Annotated in this window: 16 protein-coding genes and 1 pseudogene; 2 read left to right on the top strand and 15 right to left on the bottom strand. The window is 62.9% G+C overall.

Annotation, left to right across the window (positions count from 1 at the left end):
* Positions 1-15 precede the first annotated feature (15 nt).
* Positions 16-1,786, top strand: a pseudogene (gene ybaL / locus AC0L2C_RS13060) (YbaL family putative K(+) efflux transporter).
* Positions 1,787-1,852: 66 nt separating this feature from the next.
* Here ybaL and AC0L2C_RS13055 read toward each other — a convergent pair.
* From AC0L2C_RS13055 to AC0L2C_RS13020, 8 genes are all read right to left on the bottom strand, one after another.
* On the bottom strand, positions 1,853-2,605 hold the full coding sequence (locus tag AC0L2C_RS13055; RefSeq protein ID WP_065010150.1) for an SDR family NAD(P)-dependent oxidoreductase: 753 nt from the start codon (positions 2,603-2,605) through the stop codon (positions 1,853-1,855).
* A gap of 103 nt (positions 2,606-2,708) precedes the next feature.
* A complete protein-coding gene (locus AC0L2C_RS13050) occupies positions 2,709-4,961 on the bottom strand; it encodes a transglycosylase domain-containing protein (RefSeq protein WP_473523529.1) in 2,253 nt (750 codons plus the stop codon).
* 458 nt (positions 4,962-5,419) lie between these two features.
* Positions 5,420-5,809, bottom strand: a complete 390-nt coding sequence (locus tag AC0L2C_RS13045; RefSeq protein WP_023797418.1) for a hypothetical protein — start codon at positions 5,807-5,809, stop codon at positions 5,420-5,422.
* Positions 5,810-6,016: 207 nt separating this feature from the next.
* Positions 6,017-6,163, bottom strand: coding sequence for a hypothetical protein (locus AC0L2C_RS13040; RefSeq protein WP_023797417.1), 147 nt, complete (start codon positions 6,161-6,163; stop codon positions 6,017-6,019).
* A 27-nt stretch (positions 6,164-6,190) separates the two neighbouring features.
* Positions 6,191-6,445 carry a GlsB/YeaQ/YmgE family stress response membrane protein gene (locus AC0L2C_RS13035; RefSeq protein WP_023797416.1) on the bottom strand — a complete coding sequence of 85 codons (255 nt, stop codon included), beginning with the start codon at positions 6,443-6,445 and terminating at the stop codon, positions 6,191-6,193.
* Between the two features lie 105 nt (positions 6,446-6,550).
* Positions 6,551-6,799 (bottom strand): hypothetical protein, encoded by a 249-nt coding sequence (locus AC0L2C_RS13030; RefSeq protein ID WP_023797415.1) that lies wholly within the window; start codon positions 6,797-6,799, stop codon positions 6,551-6,553.
* A 51-nt stretch (positions 6,800-6,850) separates the two neighbouring features.
* The gene (locus AC0L2C_RS13025) at positions 6,851-7,471 is read right to left on the bottom strand and encodes a ribonuclease D (protein ID WP_287344067.1); all 621 of its coding nucleotides are present in this window, start codon (positions 7,469-7,471) and stop codon (positions 6,851-6,853) included.
* 111 nt (positions 7,472-7,582) lie between these two features.
* Positions 7,583-8,968, bottom strand: a complete 1,386-nt coding sequence (locus AC0L2C_RS13020) for a M20/M25/M40 family metallo-hydrolase (RefSeq protein WP_473523528.1) — start codon at positions 8,966-8,968, stop codon at positions 7,583-7,585.
* A 403-nt stretch (positions 8,969-9,371) separates the two neighbouring features.
* Here AC0L2C_RS13020 and polA point away from each other — a divergent pair, with 403 nt between their 5' ends.
* Positions 9,372-12,338 (top strand): DNA polymerase I, encoded by a 2,967-nt coding sequence (gene polA / locus AC0L2C_RS13015; protein ID WP_473523527.1) that lies wholly within the window; start codon positions 9,372-9,374, stop codon positions 12,336-12,338.
* A 254-nt stretch (positions 12,339-12,592) separates the two neighbouring features.
* Here the strand turns inward: polA and AC0L2C_RS13010 are convergent, their stop codons facing one another.
* The 7 genes from AC0L2C_RS13010 to AC0L2C_RS12980 all read right to left on the bottom strand — a co-directional run bounded on the left by AC0L2C_RS13010 (position 12,593) and on the right by AC0L2C_RS12980 (position 19,210).
* On the bottom strand, positions 12,593-12,997 hold the full coding sequence (locus tag AC0L2C_RS13010) for a Fur family transcriptional regulator (RefSeq protein WP_023797411.1): 405 nt from the start codon (positions 12,995-12,997) through the stop codon (positions 12,593-12,595).
* Positions 12,998-13,139: 142 nt separating this feature from the next.
* Positions 13,140-14,186 carry an L-glyceraldehyde 3-phosphate reductase gene (mgrA, locus tag AC0L2C_RS13005; RefSeq protein WP_287344071.1) on the bottom strand — a complete coding sequence of 349 codons (1,047 nt, stop codon included), beginning with the start codon at positions 14,184-14,186 and terminating at the stop codon, positions 13,140-13,142.
* Between the two features lie 124 nt (positions 14,187-14,310).
* Positions 14,311-15,474, bottom strand: a complete 1,164-nt coding sequence (locus AC0L2C_RS13000) for a Gfo/Idh/MocA family protein (protein ID WP_287344072.1) — start codon at positions 15,472-15,474, stop codon at positions 14,311-14,313.
* A 12-nt stretch (positions 15,475-15,486) separates the two neighbouring features.
* Entirely contained in the window at positions 15,487-16,233 is a 747-nt protein-coding gene (locus tag AC0L2C_RS12995) for a sugar phosphate isomerase/epimerase family protein (protein ID WP_287344073.1), read from the bottom strand.
* Positions 16,234-16,288: 55 nt separating this feature from the next.
* On the bottom strand, positions 16,289-17,386 hold the full coding sequence (locus AC0L2C_RS12990) for an ABC transporter ATP-binding protein (RefSeq protein ID WP_287344074.1): 1,098 nt from the start codon (positions 17,384-17,386) through the stop codon (positions 16,289-16,291).
* Between the two features lie 2 nt (positions 17,387-17,388).
* Positions 17,389-18,324, bottom strand: a complete 936-nt coding sequence (locus AC0L2C_RS12985) for a carbohydrate ABC transporter permease (protein ID WP_023797406.1) — start codon at positions 18,322-18,324, stop codon at positions 17,389-17,391.
* On the bottom strand, positions 18,317-19,210 hold the full coding sequence (locus AC0L2C_RS12980; RefSeq protein WP_023797405.1) for a carbohydrate ABC transporter permease: 894 nt from the start codon (positions 19,208-19,210) through the stop codon (positions 18,317-18,319). Before AC0L2C_RS12980 ends, AC0L2C_RS12985 begins: the two co-directional genes overlap by 8 nt.
* Between the last annotated feature and the right edge of the window lie 107 nt (positions 19,211-19,317).

The raw sequence follows: 19,317 nt of genomic DNA, 5'->3' as shown, positions 1-19,317 counted from the left end.
GGCGCTCCATAGACAATGCCGCATGACACGCCGCTTATCGCCACCATCGTCGCCGGTTTGGGGCTGGCTTTCGTCTTCGGCGCAATTGCCAATCGCTTCCGCATCCCGCCGCTGGTCCGGTTACCTCGTCGCCGGCGTCCTGGTCGGGCCGAACACGCCGGGCTTCGTCGCCGATACCGGCCTCGCCAATGAACTGGCCGAAATCGGCGTGATCCTGTTGATGTTCGGCGTCGGCCTGCATTTCTCGCTGAAGGACTTGTTGTCGGTCCGCGCCATCGCCGTGCCCGGCGCCATCGTGCAGATCGGCTTCGCGACGGCGCTCGGCGCCGGCCTTGCCTGGATGCTCGGCTGGTCGATGGGCGCGGGGCTGGTGTTCGGGCTGGCGCTTTCCGTCGCCTCGACCGTTGTGCTGCTGCGTGCCTTGCAGGAGCGGCGGCTGATCGAGACCGAGCGCGGCCGCATCGCCGTCGGCTGGCTGATTGTCGAGGATCTGGCCATGGTGCTGGCGCTGGTATTGCTGCCGGCGTTGGCCGGCGTGCTGGGTGGCCAGCAGCAAGTGGAGAGCCATAGCAGTCTGCTGTCGCTGCCGGCGAGCTTCGGCGTCTGGGGCATCGTCGGCATGACGTTGGCCAAGGTCGCGGCCTTTGTCGTCGTTATGCTGGTGGTCGGCCGCCGGGTCATCCCCTGGATCCTGCACTACGTCGCCCATACCGGGTCGCGTGAATTGTTCCGGCTGGCGGTGCTGGCCATCGCGCTCGGGGTCGCCTTCGGCGCGGCCAAGCTATTCGGCGTCTCGCTGGCGCTGGGCGCATTCTTTGCCGGCATGATCATGAGCGAATCCGAACTCAGCCATCGGGCGGCCGAGGAATCGCTGCCGCTGCGCGACGCGTTCTCCGTGCTGTTCTTCGTTTCGGTCGGCATGCTGTTCGACCCGTTCAGCCTGATCAGCAATGGCTGGCCTATCCTGGCGGCACTGGCCATCATCGTCATCGGCAAATCGCTGGCGGCCTTCGTCATCGTCGTCGCCTTCCGTTATCCGATCGCGACCGCGTTGATGATTTCGGCAAGCTTGGCCCAGATCGGCGAATTCTCCTTCATTCTGGCCGAGCTCGGCGTCGGGCTGAAGCTGCTGCCCGAACAAGGACGCGACCTCATCCTCGCCGGTGCTATCCTGTCGATCGTCCTCAACCCGCTGATGTTCCTTGCCGTCGACTGGATGAAACCATGGCTGGAGAGGCGCGCCGGCAAGACGGCGCCGCTCGATGAGGCAAAGCCGATCGGCCCCGCGACGGAGCCAAGCCAGTTGGCTTCGGTTGCGGCACCGGTGAAAGAGTACGGCCCGCCGCCCAGCACAGCGCTTACCGGCCACTCCATCCTGGTCGGCTATGGCCGTGTCGGCAGCCTTGTCGGCGCGTCATTGAAGGAGGCCGCCCTGCCCTTCCTCGTCATCGAGGATGCCGACAAGACGCTGGCGAAGCTCAAGGACGACGGCATCGAAACCGTATCCGGCAATGCGGCGAATAGCGAGGTGTTCGCCGCAGCCAATCCCAAGGGCGCGAAGCGGCTGATCCTCGCCATCCCCAACGCCTTCGAGGCGGGACAGATCGTGCTGCGCGCCCGCGCCGCCAACCCGAAGATCAACGTCATCGCCCGCGCCCACTCCGATGCCGAGGTCGAGCATCTCAAGGGGCTCGGAGCCGACACGGTCATCATGGGTGAGCGCGAGATCGCCCGTGGGATCGTGGAAGAGGTTTTGGCGGCACCGAAAGCGCCTTCAGCAGCCTAAGCCGGCGCCGCCCCTCACCCTTACCCTCTCCCCGTGAAGAACTAGAGAGGGTAAGTGTGAAAAAGCTCACACGTGCTGGCCGCCATTGATGTGGATTTCCGAGCCCGTCACATAGGACGCCTGCTGTGAGCACAGGAAGAAGATGATGTCGGCGACTTCCGCCGTGGTGCCCAGCCGCCGGAGCGGAATCGTCTCGACGATCTTTTCCGTGCCCGGTGACAGGATCGCGGTGTCGATCTCGCCGGGTGCGATGGCGTTGACGCGGATGCCGTGCGGGCCGAAATCATGCGCCATTTCGCGCGTCAGCGAGCCGAGCGCCGCCTTCGACGTCGCATACGCGGTGCCGGCGAAGGGATGCACGCGAGTGCCGGCGATGGAGGTGACGTTGACGATCGAGCCCTTGGCCGACGCCAATTCCCTGAACAATCCCCGCGCCAGCATGATCGGCGCGAAGAAATTGACCTGGAACACGTCGCGCCAGACATGCATCGGCGTGTCGATCGAATTCATGCGGCTGTTGCCGTCCTTGAGCTTCGGCGAGATACCGGCATTGTTGACCAGCGCATGAAGCTGGCCGCCATGCGCCTCCAGCCGATGGCGGATCTCCGAGATTGCGATGCCGACATCCTCCTGGTCGGCGAGATCGACCTTGATATGGTCCTCCGGACCGGCTGGCCACGGGCAGTCGTCGGCAAAGGCCTGGCGCGAGCAGGTGATGACGCGCCAGCCTTCACGCGAAAAGCGCTTGACTGTGGCATGGCCGATGCCGCGGCTGGCGCCGGTCAGCACGATGGTCTTTCTGGTGTCGGTCTCAGCCATTCGCGATCTCTCTAGGGCGACGTGCGTCCCTTTGGACGCACAAAGTACGCTCTAGCACTTTTAAATCGCAGATGTAGCGGAACACGGCAGCGATGACGAGGGGTCAGCCGCCGGTGAGGATGTCGAGGATCGAGGTCTGCCGCTTCTTGACCGGGCCGCCGACATCGGCGGGCGGCACCGGGCGCTTGATCGATGCGGTGGTGCCGCCACCGCCCGGCATGCCGAAGCCGCCGGCATCGACCGTTTCGGCGGGACGCACAGCGCGAGGCGGCGACGCTTTTTGGGCGGACGGCGCGGATTGGCTGACCGAAGCGGACGGCACCGGCGCCGGTTGCGCCATGTTGGGCGGTAATTCGTCCTGCACGATCGTATCGGCAGGCGTCGACCGCCATGTTCCAGGCAGCGGCCGCACCGGCACGCCTTCATGCGCGGCGACCATGAACTCATGCCAGGCCTGCGCCGGCAGCGCGCCGCCGGTAACCTTCTTCATCGGACCGCCATCGTCATTGCCGAACCAGACTCCGGTGGTGAGATTGGCGGTATAGCCGATGAACCAGGCGTCGCGCGAATTCTGGCTGGTGCCGGTCTTGCCGGCGGCCGGCCAGGCAAAGGCCGCCTTCCTGGCAGTGCCGATTTCAACTGTGCCCATCATCATAGAGTTCATCATGCCGACGATCTCGGGCTTGATGACGCGCGGGGCGCCGCCATTGTTGTCGTAGAGCACCTTGCCTTCGGCTGTCGTCACGCGGCGGATGAAATGGACATCCGGCCGGTAGCCGCCATTGGCGAAGGGGACATAGGCCGACGTCAGTTCCAGCGGTGTCACTTCGGACGTGCCGAGCGCGATCGAGGTGTTGGCCGTGAGGTCGGACTGGACACCCATGCGATGCGCCGCCTCGACGACCGCGTCAGGCCCGACTTCCATTGTCAGCTGGGCGGCCACCGAGTTCAGCGACTTCGCCAGCGCCGTCGCCAGCGTCACCTTGCCGAAATACTTGCCGCCGTAGTTGGTGGGCGTCCATTTGCCAATTTTGATCGGCGCGTCATTGCGCACGCTGTCGGGCGTGCGGCCGGCTTCCAGCGCCGCCATGTAAACAAAGGGCTTGAACGCCGAGCCCGGCTGGCGGCGCGCCTCCGAGGCGCGGTCGAACTGGCTGGTCGAATAATCATAGCCGCCGACCATGGCGCGTACCGCGCCGGAATTGTCGATCGACACCAGCACGCCCTGGCTGGCATTGAGCTTTTTGCCGCTGCCGTCGATCAGCCGGCGGATCGATTGTTCGGCGAGCTTCTGCAGCGTCAGGTCGACGGTGGCGTCGACGATGATGTCGCCGCGCACGTCGCCGATCAGGTCGGGCAGTTCTTCCACGATGGCGTCGGCGACGTAGTTTTCCGAGCCCGTCCAGTAGGATGCCACCCGCGACGCCGGCGCGCTCATCGCCGTGGTCAGTTCCTTGGCGCTGATCTTGCCTTCGTCGCGCATGGCGGCGAGAACAAGCTGCGAGCGCCGCTCGGCGGCCTTCGGGTCACGCGCCGGAGACAGTCGCGACGGCGCTTTCAACAGGCCGGCGAGGAGCGCGGCCTCCGGCAACGTGACGTCGCGCGCGCTCTTGCCGAAATAGCGGCGCGAGGCCGCTTCGACACCATAGGCGCCGGAGCCGAAATAGACCCGGTTGAGATACATTTCGAGGATCTGGTCCTTGGTGTGCTTGTGCTCGAGCCAGAGCGCCAGAAGCACTTCCTGTACCTTGCGTTCCAGCGTGCGATCGGGTGTCAGGAACAGGTTTTTCGCCAATTGCTGGGTCAGCGTCGAGCCGCCCTGCGAAAAACGCCCGCCGACAACGTTGGCCACCATGGCTCTGGACAGACCGATCGGGTCGATGCCCAAATGCGAATAGAAGCGGCGATCTTCGATGGCGATGACGGCCTCGGGAATATAGGTCGACATTTCATGCAGGCCGACGGCTTCGCCGCCGCTCATGCCGCGATTGGCGAGCAGTTTTCCGTCGACCGAGACGATCCTGATATTGGGCGCGCGGTCGGGGATGGCCCAGGTGGTGGCCGCCGGCATTTTCGCGCCGTAATAGACGACGATGCCGGCGGCGGCGATGCCGCCCCAGATGGCCAGCACGAAGCACCAGTAGGCCAGCCGGCCGAGCACGCCGAACAGGCCGCGCCGGCTTTTGCCGCGCCCGCGACGCGACGGTTTTGTCCTGGCCGATTGGCGCTTTGCAGAGGTGTTGCGGTTGCTCGGCACGACGCGATCCTCCTCGCTCAACGAAAAACCGGCCGAGGATTTCGCCCGCGGCGGTCCCTCGAAGCTCGGTTCGATGCGGCTGTCTCTGCGGTTCGCCATACGCTGTGCTGTCTGTCCCGATGCCTGTCGCATCGGCCTGAAAATCGGTATCGATTTTCGGAAAAGCCGATGCGAAGCTTCAAAGTCGTAGAGCGCACTCTGTGCGTCCGAACGGACGAACGTTGCTCCATGGCGTTCGGGGTGCAGAGTAGATGCGGCGATTTAAGGGCGGGTTAAATGGTTCAAAGTTAGTTCAATGCGTTACGGCACGTCACCGCTCCGTTCCTTGCTCCTGGCGGTCGGCAACAATGGCGTCTATCGCGAGACGGCGGAGCGTTCTCGCATTTCGGCATCAACTGCCCAGCCGCAGTCGTTCGGCGCGGACCGCCAATAGCAAGGTAGCCGCAATCTATGCTCGTCATTAGAGCGCGATCGGTAAAGTGCGTTCGATCGCGCTCTAACCCATTGAATCTACGCATGACCTTGTGACCAAAGTTACGCGTACTGGGGATCATGCGTTAGCCAATCGCAGCACGAACGGAAAGCGCTGCCCAGGATGATTGCATCGTCTCGCCCACATGGCAGTAGCAGACAATTTCGTGGAGCTCATCGTCGGTCAATTCGAAGAAACGCTTTGCTTCGCCATAAGTATCGTCTTTCAGCCCCTCATCGCGCAGGACCGAATCCTCGAAGGCAACCGATATTGGCGAGCCTTCGCCACGCATAATGTCGCGCTCGGGTGACGAACGATATTCGGTCCCGATAAGTGCGGTGAGGAGTCGGTTGGGCTGCCGTTCAAGAAGTTTTGACCAACGTTCGAGACGCTGGGTTCGGTCCATTGCAGGAGGTGTTGGGTCTCTGTGTACCTTTGCCACCGTATGCAGTTGGTCCAGTGTTTGGTGCCTCATGGCAACCTCCTAATAGTAGGTGGGTTGGCCCCAAACTCCCTGTACCAAGATCATACCGCGAATGTGTCGATACGTCACTCTCATTCCATATCCGGCTTGGCTTCTATCCGGGTGCATCGAAGGATGGAGCGGCCCCTGCCTTATCGTCAATTTTCGGCCTGATAGGGTTAGATCATCGGCACCTCTGCCGTGCCACCCCAACGCCGCTCAGTTCTGCTGGATCGAAATGCCTTTGTCGTCGATCTTGAGTTCCACGCCCTCCGGCCTGGTTTGCTCGCGATAGACATAGATGCCGAGCGCGATGACCACGACGACGAGCGCGCCGATGACGAGATAGAGCATGTTCTGTTTCATGGCGCGCCCTTGATGTGCTTCGCAGGATCAGGCCTGCTTCACCAGCTTGATCAGCACGAGCAGGATCACCGCGCCGATCGTGGCGTGGATAATGGAGGCAAGTATGCCACCGCCTATGGCGAATCCCAGCCTTGGGAAGAGCAAGCCGGCTATCAAGGCGCCGACGATGCCGACGACGATATTGCCGATCAGGCCGAGGCCGAAACCCTTGACGATCAAGCCGGCGAGCCAGCCGGCGATGGCGCCGATGATGATGAAGACAAGCAGGCTCTCAGTACCCATTGCAGATCCCTCCCGAGCGAATGGTCGCGGAGCGGAAAGCTCCGAATCGACCTCCGATTGCAACAGGTCCAACCTATTGGAAAGAAGCCGGCGCCGCCAGCGGCGTCATTCGCCGTCGTCATCCCCGGATGCAGGCCGCCAGCTGATCGGCTCGATCTTTCTTTGCGTATGACCGTCCGTATAGGCCCACCAGCCGGTGTCGTTCTCGTCCCAGTCGCCGCCGGCCGCTTTCAGCCGGTCGAGCGACCTGTACTGCGCGATGGATTCGTTCATCACCCCGTCGCTGTCCTTCCAGTAGACGGTGACCTTGGAGCCATCCCTGGGTGCTGTTTCGATTGGTTTTCTGGCAGCCATTTCATCCCCTCCATCGATCGATAGAACGTCGAGGCGAACGCCTGGTTCCACTTAGCTGTGGGCGAAGATGTCTGCCTCATCCCAGCCCATCAGGTCGAGTTTCGCACGCGTCGGCAGGAAGCGGAAGCAGGCCTCGGCCTCCTTGGTCCGGTTGTCGCGCGCCAGCCGCATCGTCAGCACATCGCGCAGCTGGTGCAGGTAAAGCACGTCGGAGGCTGCGTATTCGAGTTGTTCGGGCGACAGTGTCTCCGCCGCCCAGTCCGACGATTGCTGCGCCTTCGACAGGCTGACGCCGAGAAGCTCAAAACAAATGTCCTTCAGCCCGTGCCGGTCGGTGTAGGTTCGGGTCAGCCGCGAGGCGATCTTGGTGCAAAACACCGGCTCTGGCATGACGCCGAAGGCGTTGTAGAGGACGGCGAGATCGAAACGGCCGAAATGGAACAGCTTGGTTATGCTGCGGTTCTTGAGCAGGCTGACGAGGTTTGGCGCCTTCTTCTGGCCGGGCGCGATCTGGATGACGTCGGCGGAACCGTCGCCCGGCGAGATCTGCACCACGCAAAGCCGGTCGCGATGCGGATTGAGCCCCAGCGTCTCCGTGTCGATCGCGACCGCCCCGACGTCGTAGTGCAAGAGCCCGGGCAGGTCGTTCTTGTGGAAGCGGATATCGCTCATCGTCTTCTCCGGTCGCGGCCCATTCGTGCGTCCAACTGGGCGCGGCGTCGCTCTATCCCGTCCTCGCCGCGATCCGATGAAAAATCAACAGAAAGTTGCAGTCTGGCCCTCTCAGCGTGTCAGCGCGTCGAGAATGCGCGCCCACGAGCGCTGGCCCTTGTGGAAGGAACTCATCTCGTATTTCTCGTTCGGCGAATGGATGCGGTCATCGTCGAGCCCGAAACCGACAAGCAAGGATTCGATGCCGAGATAAGTCTGGAAATCGCCGACCACCGGGATCGAGCCGCCGCTTCCCGTGGTCACCGCCGGCTTCGGCCACTCGTCGGACAGCGCGTCCTTGGCCTTGGCGAGAAATGGCGAGTCGTAGGAAAGCTGGATCCCCGGCGAGCCGCCATGCGGGTGGAAATCGACTGAGCAGTCGGCCGGGATGCGCTCCCTGACGAAGGCCTGGAAACCGGCGCGGATCTTTTCCGGGTTCTGCTTGTGGACGAGGCGGAAGGACACTTTTGCCGAGGCTTCCGCCGCGATCACCGTCTTGAACCCTTTGCCGGTATAGCCACCTATAATGCCGTTGAACTCGGCAGTCGGCCGCGCCCAGGTGAGTTCGAGCACCGAGCGGCCGTGTTCGCCGGAACGGATCGACAGGCCGACGGGCCCAAGGAACGTCTCAGCGGTCTCGCCGAGCGCCTCCCACGACTTCAGGATCTGCGAAGGCGTCTCCTCGACACCGTCATAGAAACCGGGAATGGTGACGCGGCCGTCCTTGTCGTGGATGTCGGCCAGGATCCTGGCCAGGATGCGAATCGGATTGGCGGCAGCACCGCCGTAGAGACCGGAATGCAGGTCGCGGTCGGCGGCTTTCACCGTGATCTCCTCGCCGACCAGACCGCGCAGCGCGACGCAGATCGACGGCGTATCGCGGTCCCACATGCCGGTGTCGCAGACGAGCGCGAAGTCGGCCTTGAGTTCGGCCGCATTTGCCTCGAGGAACGGCTTCAGCGATGGCGAGCCGGACTCCTCCTCGCCCTCGAACAGAATTGTGATGCGGCACGGCAGCCCGCCATGCACCTGCTTCCAGGCGCGGCAAGCCTCGACGAAGGTCATCAACTGCCCCTTGTCGTCGGCCGAACCACGTCCCGTGATCACCTGGCGGCCGGGCTCGATCTGCTTTACCGAAGGTGCGAACGGATCGCTTTCCCAGAGCTCGATCGGGTCGACCGGCTGCACGTCGTAATGGCCATAGAACAGGACATGCGGCGCGCCTGCCGGCCCGTCATGGTGCGCCACCACCATCGGATGGCCTGGCGTGTCTCGCACGCTGGCGTCGAAGCCGATCAGCTCGAGCTCAGCCACCAGCCATTCCGCCGCCTTGCGGCAGTCTGCGGCATAGGATGGATCGGTGGAGATCGACTTGATCCTGAGCAGGCCAAACAGGCGCTCCAGGCTCTCGTCGAGATTTTTGTCGAGGCGGTCGAGGACGGGAGAAATTCTGGACATTTTATCAAGCCTTTCGATTCTGAGCGGCAACCCTAAAGCTGCGAGGCAGAAACGAAAAGCCGGCGGTCGTTGGACCACGGGCACCGAAAGGCAAAAAAATGCCGCCGTGGTGGAGGGGGAACCACGGCGGCCTTTACTCGAAACGATGCGGCAGCCCGGAGAGGGGGGATAGGCTGCCGCAAGTGTCCGGGATAGGCGGGGGACGGGCCTTGCTCCGGACCTCGGCGAAAAATGCCGATGGCGTTTATCTGTGTCTCCGAACGTGGCGATTCAAGGGCACGAAGATTACACTTTCGTAACATACCCGTGATCGGATCGACGTGTCAGGGATGTTGCCGGAACCGGTGGTTGAGGCCGCCTTTGGCATGGACCACGACGCCGCGCCGCGCTATCCCTTCGTCCCATGAAAAAAGGCGATCATCTGTTCCTTGTCGACGGCTCCGGCTACATCTTCCGTGCCTATCACGCGCTGCCGCCACTGACCCGCAAATCCGATGGGCTGCCGACCAGTGCCGTTCTCGGCTTCTGCAACATGGTGTGGAAGCTGACGCAGGACGCCCGCAACACCGATGTCGGCATCGTGCCGACGCATTTCGCCGTCATCTTCGACTATTCGTCGAAAACCTTCCGCAACGACCTCTACCCCGAATACAAGGCCAACCGCTCGGCACCGCCGGAAGATCTGATCCCGCAGTTCGGCCTGATCCGCCAGGCGACCAGGGCCTTCAACCTGCCCTGCCTCGAGACGGAAGGCTACGAGGCCGACGACCTGATCGCCACCTATTGCCGGCTTGCCTGCGAAGCCGGCGCCGACACCACCATCATCTCCTCCGACAAGGATCTGATGCAGCTGGTCGGCCCTTCGGTCGCCATGTACGACCCGATGAAGGACCGCCAGATCGGCGTTCCCGAGGTGATCGAGAAATGGGGCGTGCCGCCGGAAAAAATGATCGACCTGCAGGCGCTGACCGGCGATTCGGTCGACAATGTGCCGGGCGTGCCCGGCATCGGGCCGAAGACGGCGGCGCAATTGCTGGAACAGTTCGGCGATCTCGATACGCTGCTCGCCCGTGCCACCGAGATCAAGCAGGACAAGCGCCGCGAATCGATCATCGCCAATGCCGACAAGGCGCGCATCTCGCGTGAACTGGTGACGCTGAAGAACGACGTGCCGTTGAACGGCGGGCTCGATGATTTCGTGTTGCACCCGCCCGACGGACCAAGGCTGATCGGCTTCCTCAAGACGATGGAATTCTCCTCGCTGACCCGCCGCGTGGCGGAAGCAACCGGAACAGAAGCGGCTGACGTCAAGGCCATGCCCGTCATTATCGAGCGCGCCGACACCGCGCATGGTCCCGATATGGGGTTTGGCGTGCCGGGCGCCGCCGAAAGCGCGGCGGGCACAGTGACAGACGAAGCCGGGGAAGCGGTGCCGGCCACCGTCAAGGTGGAACCCAAGCAAGGCGACACCCCATCGCTTCTCTCGGCGCTTCGCTTCGAGGACGCCACCGCCAGCAAGATCGACACCAGCGCCTACGTCTCCATCCGCGACACTGAAGTGTTGAAGGCATGGGTGGCCGTGGCGATGGAGGCCGGCATCGTCGGCTTCGACACCGAGACCAATTCAGCCGATCCGATGCAGGCCGAGTTGATCGGCCTGTCCATAGCCACTGCGCCCGGTCGCGCCGCCTATGTGCCGCTCGCCCACAAACGCGGCAATGGCGACCTGCTCGGCGGCGGAGTGGTCGAAAACCAGATTCCGATCCGTGAGGCGCTTGCCATCCTGAAGCCGTTGCTGGAGGACAGGTCAGTTCTCAAGATCGTTCAGGAGCTGAAATACGACATCGTCGTCATGAGCCGCCACGGCATCGATATCGCCCCCTTCGACGACACCATGCTGATTTCCTACGTGCTCGACGCAGGCACGTCCGGCGGCCACAGCATGGCGGCCCTGTCGGAAAAGTGGCTCGGCCACTCGACCATTGCCCTCAAGGAACTGGCCGGCTCTGGACGAAGCTTCGTCGGCTTCGACCAGGTCGACATCGACAAGGCAACGGCCTATGCCGCGGAGCACGCCGATGTGACGCTCAGGCTCTGGCGGGTGCTGAAGCCGCGGCTTGCCGCCAAGGGCCTCGTCTCGGTCTACGAGCGGCTGGAACGGCCGCTGGTGCCGGTTCTGGCAAGGATGGAGCAGCGCGGCATCTCCGTCGACCGGCAGATCCTGTCGCGGCTCTCCGGCGAGCTGGCACAGGGCGCCGCGCGGCTGGAGGACGAGATCTACCAGCTCGTCGGCGAGCGCATCAATATCGGCTCGCCAAAACAGCTCGGCGACATCCTGTTCGGCAGGATGGGCCTGCCCGGCGGCTCCAAGACCAAGACCGGCCAATGGTCGACCTCGGCCCAGCTCCTGGAAGACCTCGCCGCAGAAGGCCACGAGCTGCCGCGCAAGATCGTCGACTGGCGCCAGCTGACCAAATTGAAATCGACCTATACCGATGCGCTGCCCGGTTTCGTCCATCCCGATACGAAGCGCGTCCACACCTCATACGCGCTTGCCGCAACGACGACGGGCCGGCTGTCGTCCTCCGATCCCAATTTGCAGAACATTCCGGTACGCACCGTCGAGGGGCGAAAGATCCGGACGGCGTTCATCGCCGACAAGGGCAACAAGCTGGTTTCCGCCGACTACAGCCAGATCGAGCTGCGCGTGCTCGCCCATGTCGCCGAGATCCCGCAGCTCAAGCAGGCGTTTGCCGACGGCGCCGACATCCACGCCATCACCGCCTCGGAGATGTTCAACGTGCCGGTCGAGGGCATGCCCTCGGAGATACGCCGCCGCGCCAAGGCGATCAATTTTGGCATCATCTACGGCATTTCCGCCTTTGGCCTGGCCAACCAGCTGTCGATCCCGCGCGAAGAGGCCGGCGCCTACATCAAGAAATACTTCGAACGCTTCCCCGGCATCCGCGATTATATCGACGCGACCAAGGCCTATGCCCGCGAATACGGCTATGTCGAAACGATCTTCGGCCGCCGCATCCACTACCCGGAGATACGGTCGTCAAACCCGTCGGTCCGCGCCTTCAACGAGCGCGCCTCGATCAACGCCCGGCTGCAGGGCACCGCGGCCGACATCATCCGCCGCGCCATGATCCGCATGGACGAAGCGCTGGAAAAGGCGAAGCTGTCCGCCCGCATGCTGCTGCAAGTGCATGACGAACTGGTCTTCGAGACGGCCGAAGCGGAGGTCGAGGCGACGATCCCCGTCGTGCGTCATGTGATGGAGAACGCCGCGATGCCGGCGGTGTCGATGTCGGTGCCGCTGCACGTCGACGCCCGCGCCGCCGACAATTGGGAAGAGGCGCATTAGGGCCTCATGCGGATGTCCGCGGCCGACCAGTTGTAATCTGTAGCGATCCTTCGCGCCCCCCTCTGTCCTGCCGGACATCTCCCCCACGAGCGGGGAGATTGGCAACTTCGGCGCTGCAACCATCTTGCTCCGTTGGAGATTGGCGAAAGCCGGGATAATGGCCGATCTCCCCCCGTGTGGGGGAGATGTCCGGCAGGACAGAGGGGGGCGCTGTCCCTCCGGCTTCCACCGCTAGGTCACGGCACAACCGGCCCTTAAGCCGCCTCGGCCAGGCATTTGGCACACGTCCCGCGGAACTCGATCACCGCCTTCTTGGCGGCGAAGCCGGTCGAGCGCACCCATTCGTCGAGCCGGTGTCCGACATCATGGTCGGAGAATTCGGTCACCTGCCCGCATGTGTCGCAGATGGCAAAGGCGGTCATCGAATGGCTGTGGTCGTGCGGCTCGGCGCAGGCGACAAAGGAATTGAGGCTTTCGAGCCGGTGCACGAAGCCGGACTTCACCAGCGTGTCGAGCGCGCGATAGACCTGCAGCGGTGCGCGAAAACCCCGATCGCGAAGCTGGTCGAGCAATGTATAGGCGCTGAGCGGCCCGCTGGCGGCCTCGAGTTTCTCGAGCACGCACAACTGGTTCTTCGTCAGCACATCCCTTGCCGCCATGATCCTGTTTCCAACCCGTTTTGCGCCGCTCGCACGTCATTTCCGCATGCAAGCGGCTTCAATTCTCTCCAGATAGCGACGAACCGGCCTTTTTGCTACTGTTTCTGTGCCGGCGCCGCAAACCTGAAGTGATTGCCCTGAGTCACTTCCGTGGCGGACCCTTGCGCTCGGCGGACGCGGCCCACAGATTGATGTCGGACTCGCGTGCGTAGGTGTCGATTTCGGCGAGCTCGGCATCGCTGAAGTCGAGCGCCTTCAGCGCGCCGACGCAATCCTCGACCTGTTCCGGCCGGCTGGCGCCGATCAGCGCCGAGGTCACCCGGCCCTTGCGCAGCACCCAGGCCAGCGCCATCTGCGCCAGCGTCTGGCCGCGTCGGCCGGCGATGGCGTTCAGCGCCTTGATGTTGGCGATGGTCTTGTCGTTGATGAAGGCCGGCCGCAGCGACTTGCCTTGGCTGGCGCGGCTGCCCTCAGGGATGCCGCCGAGATATTTGTCGGTCAGCATGCCTTGCGCCAGCGGCGTGAACACGATGGAGCCGACGCCGAGCCCCTCCAGCGTGTCGAGCAGACCGTCGTCCTCGACCCAGCGGTTGAGCATCGAATAGCTCGGCTGATGGATGATGCAGGGCGTGCCGAGCTGCTTCAATATGTCGGCGGCCTCGCGCGTGCGTTGCGAATTGTAGGAGGAGATGCCGGCATAAAGCGCCTTGCCCGAGCGCACCGCGTGATCGAGCGCGCCCATCGTTTCTTCCAGCGGCGTTTCTGGATCGAAACGGTGCGAATAGAAGATGTCGACATAGTCGAGGCCCATCCGCTTCAGGCTCTGGTCGAGGCTGGCCAGCACATATTTACGCCCGCCCCATTCGCCATAGGGTCCGGCCCACATCTCATAACCGGCCTTGGTCGAGATGATCAGCTCGTCCCGATAGGAGGAGAAATCCGTCCGCAGGATTTCGCCAAATGCCGTCTCCGCCGAACCGGGCGGCGGGCCGTAATTGTTGGCGAGGTCAAAATGTGTGATGCCGAGATCGAACGCCTTGCGCGCGATCGCCTGCTTGGTCCGGTGCGGCGTGTCGTCACCGAAATTGTGCCAGAGCCCGAGCGAGATCGCCGGCAATTTCAGGCCGGATCGCCCGCAGCGATTGTAGACCATGTTCTCGTAGCGTTTTTCGGCGGGCACATAGGGCATGGGAGATCCTCAAATCAAAAGCGAGCCCGGCAGTTGCCACCGCGATAAAGGGTGAGTCGGCTCTGCCTCTCACCCTTAGCCTCTCGCCGTTCCCGTGGGGAGAGGGATCGCTGAAGCGCTTGCGTTACTTCTTCTTCGCCAAGAGCCCATTCTTCTTCGCCAACAGCCCTTCCGCATCCTTGACGCCCAGTGCCGCAGGCCGTTCGCAGGTGGTCTGCATGGCAACGAACTTTCCGCTCGCGCCCGACCGCAACATGCCGGTCATCACATCGACGGCATGCAGCGCCAGTTCCATCGAGCAGCGATGCGGCCGTCCTTCCGTGATCGCCAGCGCCATGTCGGCGAGACCGGCGGTGCGGTAGTTGGCCATCATGCCGTGCGAATGCATCTGGTTGGCCACGCCGAATGGATGCTTCCACTTTGGCAGCTTCTTGATCGGCTTGGCGGCATTGGTGAAGCGAACGTCGCCGCCAAAGAAATTCGGATCCGGCAAAAACACCGTGCCCAATTCGCCGTAGAGTTCCATCGGCGCATGGCCATGGCTCCACACGTCCCAGCTGCTATTGAGCGTCACCACGGCGCCATTCTCGAACTCCATCACGCCGTGGATGGTCGTCGGCGTCGCGACCAGGATTTTTTCGCCCGCGCGCGGCTTCGAACTGATGGTGCGTTCTGTCGAGGGGATCGAAGCGAAGGCCGCCACCTGCTTCACCGGCCCGATCAGCTGGATCAGGTTGGTGATGTAATAGGGTCCGATATCAAGCACCGGACCAGCGCCAGGCTGGAAGAAAAAATCCGGATTGGGGTGCCAGTGCTCCATCCCATGGCTCATCACGTGGCATGTGCCGCTGGTGATCTTGCCGAGCCTGCCAGTGTCGATCAGGTTGCGGGCAAGCTGGTGCGCGCCACCGAGGAAAGTGTCCGGCGCCGAGCCGATACGCAGTCCCTCTTTCTCCGCCAGCTTCTTCAGGTCCAGCCCTTCCTTGACCGACAGCACGAACGGCTTTTCCGAATAGACGTGCTTGCCGGCGTCGAGGATCTGTTTCGACACCTCATAGTGCACCGCCGGAACGGTGAGGTTGACGATGATGTCGATGTCGCCGGCCTTGAGCAGTCCTTCGACTGTCTCGGCGCGCAGCTTGAACTCCTTCGCCCGCGCTTTGGCTGCATCCATGTCGATATCCGCGCAGGCGCGCATCTCGATGCCGCGAAACAGCGGCGCCAGCGAAAAATACGCCTTCGAGATGTTGCCGCAGCCGATGACGCCGACCCCAAGTTTTCTTGCCATGCTGGTTTGCTCCTAATAGGTCTTGGCGGCGGTGATCGAGCGGCGGGCGAAGCGCTCGATATCGTTGGGGTTGTCGTGTTCCACGACGTAGTATTTGGCGGCGCTCTCGGCGCGCAGCGCCTGGATCAGGCCGGCCCAGTCGATCGTGCCGTGGCCGACATCAGACCAGCCGTCCTCGTCGAGGCCCTCGCCAGGCTTGGCGATGTCCTTGACATGGACGGCGGCGATGCGTTTGCCATGCTTCTCGATCCAGGGCAGCGGATCGTCGCCGCCGCGCACCACCCAGGCGACGTCCATCTCCCAGCCGATGTCGGGCGCTGCCGCCAGGATATGGTCCTGCGGCACCGAACCGTCGGCAAGCGTCTTGAACTCGAAATCATGGTTGTGCCAGGCAAAGCCGTAGCCGGCTTTGTCAGCCGTCTCGCCGACCTTGGCCAGGCGTGCGCCGAAGCCGCGCCAGCCGGCGGCATCGGTCGGCCTGCTCTCAGCGACCAGATAGGGGCAGATGAGCAGCGTGATGCCGAGCGCGTCGGCGATTTTGCGCACGCCGTCGAAATCGTTCTCGAGCGCATCGATCGAGAAATGGCCGGTCGGCATGGCGAGGCCGTTCTTGTCGAGTTCGGCACGAAAAGCCTTGGGATCGTCATAGACGCCGCCGAATCCTTCGACTTGCGCGTAGCCAAGCTCGCCGAGCAACTTGAGCACCGCTGCCCAAGGCTGGAAGTTGCGGGCGCTGTAAAGTTGGAATGACCAATTCATCGTCTCTGTCCGTTCTCTGGGGATGGATGTGCTTGAGGGTGAAATTCTCGGGGTGTTACAGGCGGTTGCCGGTTGCAGCGTCGAACAGCGAAGCGCGCATCGGGTCAAAACCGATGCTCACGGTGTCGGCGTTGTTTGGCGTGCGCTCAGATGTCACCCGCACGGTGAAATTCTGATTTGCGAGCTTCAGCCAGACCAGCGTGTCGGAACCCATGGGTTCGACGACCACGACATTTGACTTGGCTGTGAACGGCCATCCGGAGCCGCTGTTGAACGCGACATGCTCGGGCCGGATACCGAACACCGCCGCTCCCGGCACGGGCTCCTTTTCGAAAGCGTAGGTGGCAAGCGGGATCCGCACCTCCTCGGCGACGAAGTGCCAGTTGCCATCGTCCTTCTCCAGCCTGCCGTCGAGGAAATTCATCGCCGGCGAGCCGAGGAAGCCGGCGACGAAACGGTTGACCGGGCGATTGTAGATGGTCTGCGGTGCGTCGAGCTGCTGGATGACGCCGCCCTTCATCACCGCGATGCGGTCGGCCAGAGTCATCGCCTCGATCTGGTCGTGGGTGACATAGATCATGGTGTTCTGCAGCTTGCTGTGCAGCAGTTTGATTTCGACACGCAATTCGGCGCGCAGCTTGGCGTCGAGATTGGAGAGCGGCTCATCGAACAGGAAGACGTCGACGTCGCGCACCAGCGCCCGCCCGATCGCCACACGCTGGCGCTGGCCGCCCGAAAGCGCCGACGGCTTGCGCTGCAGCAGCGGCTCGATCTGCAGGATTTCGGCGGCCCGTGCAATGCGCTTGGCGATCTCGTCCTTGGGAATGCCGGCAACGCGCAGCCCGAACGACAGGTTCTTCTCCACCGTCATCTGCGGGTAGAGCGCATAGGACTGGAACACCATGCCGATTCCGCGGTCCTTGGGTTCTTCCCAGGTGACGTTCTTGCCCTTGATGAAGATGCGGCCGTCCGAAACGTCGAGCAGACCGGCGATGCAGTTGAGCAGGGTCGACTTGCCGCAGCCGGACGGCCCGAGCAGCACGATGAACTCGCCCTCGGCGACATCGATGTTGAGGGTTTCCAGCACCGAGATCGCGCCGAAATTCAGCGACAGGTCCTGGATTGAGACGCTGGGATTTTCGAGTCTTGTCATCATCATCCTTTCACCGCGCCGGCGGCGATGCCACGCACGAAAAGCTTGCCGGAAACGAAGTAGACGACGAGCGGCACCAGACCGGTCAGGATGGTGGCGGCCATGTTGACGTTGTATTCCTTCACGCCTTGCACCGAGTTGACGATGTTGTTGAGCTGCACCGTCATCGGATAGGTGTCGGGGCGGGTGTAGACGACGCCGAACAGGAAGTCGTTCCAGATGCCGGTCACCTGCAGGATGATGGCGACGACGAAGATCGGCAGCGACATCGGCAGCATGATGCGGAAATAGATGCCCCAGAAGCCGGCGCCGTCGACGCGCGCCGCCCGGAACAGTTCCTCCGGCATGGAAGTGAAATAGTTGCGGAACAACAGCGTCAGGATCGGCATGCCGAAAATGGAATGGACGATCACCAGACCGCTGAGGCTGCCGTAGAGGCCGATCTCGCGCAGGATGATGACGATCGGATAGATCATCACCTGATAGGGAATGAAGGCGCCGACGATCAGGATCACGAAGAAAGTATCGGCTCCCTTGAAGCGCCAGTTGGCAAGCGCGTAGCCGTTCACCGAAGCGATGGCGATCGACAGGATGACCGACGGAACGGTGATGCGCACCGAATTCCAGAAGCCGCGCGAGAGCCCGTCGCAGTTGAGGCCGGTGCAGGCGCTGGACCAGGCCTTCACCCAAGGCTCGAAGGTGATCTCGAGCGGCGGCGAGAAGATGTTGCCGAGGCGTATCTCCGGCATGCCCTTGAGCGATGTCACCACCATCACGTAGAGCGGCAGCAGATAATACAGCGCCACCACGATCAGCGTGCCGTAGAGGAAGATGTTGCGGCGCGAGAACACATGCCGCGGCTTCGGCCCTCGCGGCCCGGATGCCTCAAGCCCGATAGAGCCCGTACCGGCAGGCAGGGGAACGGCAAGGTCAGCCACGCTTCTTGCCTCCGAATTCGAGATAGGCCCAGGGAACGATGACGACCACCACCGACAGCAGCATCATGGTCGAGGCGGCGAAGCCCTGGCCGAGGTTCTGGGCGAAGAACATGTAGTCATAGACATATTTGGCCGGCACTTCGGAGGCGATGCCGGGACCGCCGCTGGTTTGTGCGACAACCAGGTCATAGACCTTGACGATGCCGGCAGCGATGATGACCAGCGCGGTGATGAAGACCGGTCGCATCATCGGGATGATGATGAACAGATAGGTCTTCAGGGTGGGTATCCCATCCACCCGCGCGGCCTTCCAGATATCCTCGTCGATGCCGCGCAGGCCCGCCAGCATCAGGCACATGATGAGGCCGGTGCCTTGCCAGAGCGCGGCGATCAGGATGCCGTAGATGACGATGTCGGAATTGTAGAGCGGATCGAAGCTGAAGCTTTCCCAGCCGAGGCCGCGCACCACCCCCTGGATTCCGAACTCCGGGTTGAGCAGCCACTGCCAGACCAGACCGGTGACGATGAAGGAGAGCGCGAAGGGATAGAGGAAGATGGTGCGGAACGTGTCCTCGAAGCGGATCTTCTGGTCGAGCAGCGCCGCCAGTATGAAGCCGATGACCAGAGAGAACACCAGCGACAGCACGCCGTAGACCAGCAGGTTCTCGATCGAGACCAGCCAGCGCGGCGTCGACCACAGCCGATAATACTGGTCGAGCCCGACGAAGTTCAGCCGCGGCAGCAGTTTTGAATTGGTGAAGGAATAGAGCACCGTCCACGCGCTGCCGCCGACGAAGATCACCAGTGCGGTGAGGACCATCGGAATAGAGGCGACCTTGGCGTTAAGGTTGCGGAAGAGTTGGTTGGGGCGTTCGCTCTTGCTCATCTGCACAGCCGGGCTGGATCGGGTAAGGCCGAAGGGTCAGGGGTCAAGACTTGACCCGGAGCTCCCGGCCCCGCGGTCGCGGGCCGGGAGCGAGCGGTTCGTCGATC

This window comes from Mesorhizobium sp. WSM4845 (assembly GCF_055811455.1).
This window is presented reverse-complemented; position numbering and strand designations above follow the sequence as displayed.

Excerpts from the sequence above, each read along its gene's own strand:
- AC0L2C_RS13055 (WP_065010150.1), bottom strand. The coding sequence starts at position 2,605 with ATGGCTGAGACCGACACCAGAAAGACCATCGTGCTGACCGGCGCCAGC.
- polA (WP_473523527.1), top strand. The coding sequence starts at position 9,372 with ATGAAAAAAGGCGATCATCTGTTCCTTGTCGACGGCTCCGGCTACATC.
- AC0L2C_RS13035 (WP_023797416.1), bottom strand. The coding sequence starts at position 6,445 with ATGGGTACTGAGAGCCTGCTTGTCTTCATCATCATCGGCGCCATCGCC.
- AC0L2C_RS13030 (WP_023797415.1), bottom strand. The coding sequence starts at position 6,799 with ATGGCTGCCAGAAAACCAATCGAAACAGCACCCAGGGATGGCTCCAAG.
- mgrA (WP_287344071.1), bottom strand. The coding sequence starts at position 14,186 with ATGCCCTATGTGCCCGCCGAAAAACGCTACGAGAACATGGTCTACAAT.
- AC0L2C_RS13020 (WP_473523528.1), bottom strand. The coding sequence starts at position 8,968 with ATGTCCAGAATTTCTCCCGTCCTCGACCGCCTCGACAAAAATCTCGAC.
- AC0L2C_RS13010 (WP_023797411.1), bottom strand. The coding sequence starts at position 12,997 with ATGGCGGCAAGGGATGTGCTGACGAAGAACCAGTTGTGCGTGCTCGAG.
- AC0L2C_RS13040 (WP_023797417.1), bottom strand. The coding sequence starts at position 6,163 with ATGAAACAGAACATGCTCTATCTCGTCATCGGCGCGCTCGTCGTCGTG.
- AC0L2C_RS13045 (WP_023797418.1), bottom strand. The coding sequence starts at position 5,809 with ATGAGGCACCAAACACTGGACCAACTGCATACGGTGGCAAAGGTACAC.
- AC0L2C_RS12995 (WP_287344073.1), bottom strand. The coding sequence starts at position 16,233 with ATGAATTGGTCATTCCAACTTTACAGCGCCCGCAACTTCCAGCCTTGG.
- AC0L2C_RS13050 (WP_473523529.1), bottom strand. The coding sequence starts at position 4,961 with ATGGCGAACCGCAGAGACAGCCGCATCGAACCGAGCTTCGAGGGACCG.
- AC0L2C_RS13000 (WP_287344072.1), bottom strand. The coding sequence starts at position 15,474 with ATGGCAAGAAAACTTGGGGTCGGCGTCATCGGCTGCGGCAACATCTCG.
- AC0L2C_RS12980 (WP_023797405.1), bottom strand. The coding sequence starts at position 19,210 with ATGAGCAAGAGCGAACGCCCCAACCAACTCTTCCGCAACCTTAACGCC.
- AC0L2C_RS13025 (WP_287344067.1), bottom strand. The coding sequence starts at position 7,471 with ATGAGCGATATCCGCTTCCACAAGAACGACCTGCCCGGGCTCTTGCAC.
- AC0L2C_RS12990 (WP_287344074.1), bottom strand. The coding sequence starts at position 17,386 with ATGACAAGACTCGAAAATCCCAGCGTCTCAATCCAGGACCTGTCGCTG.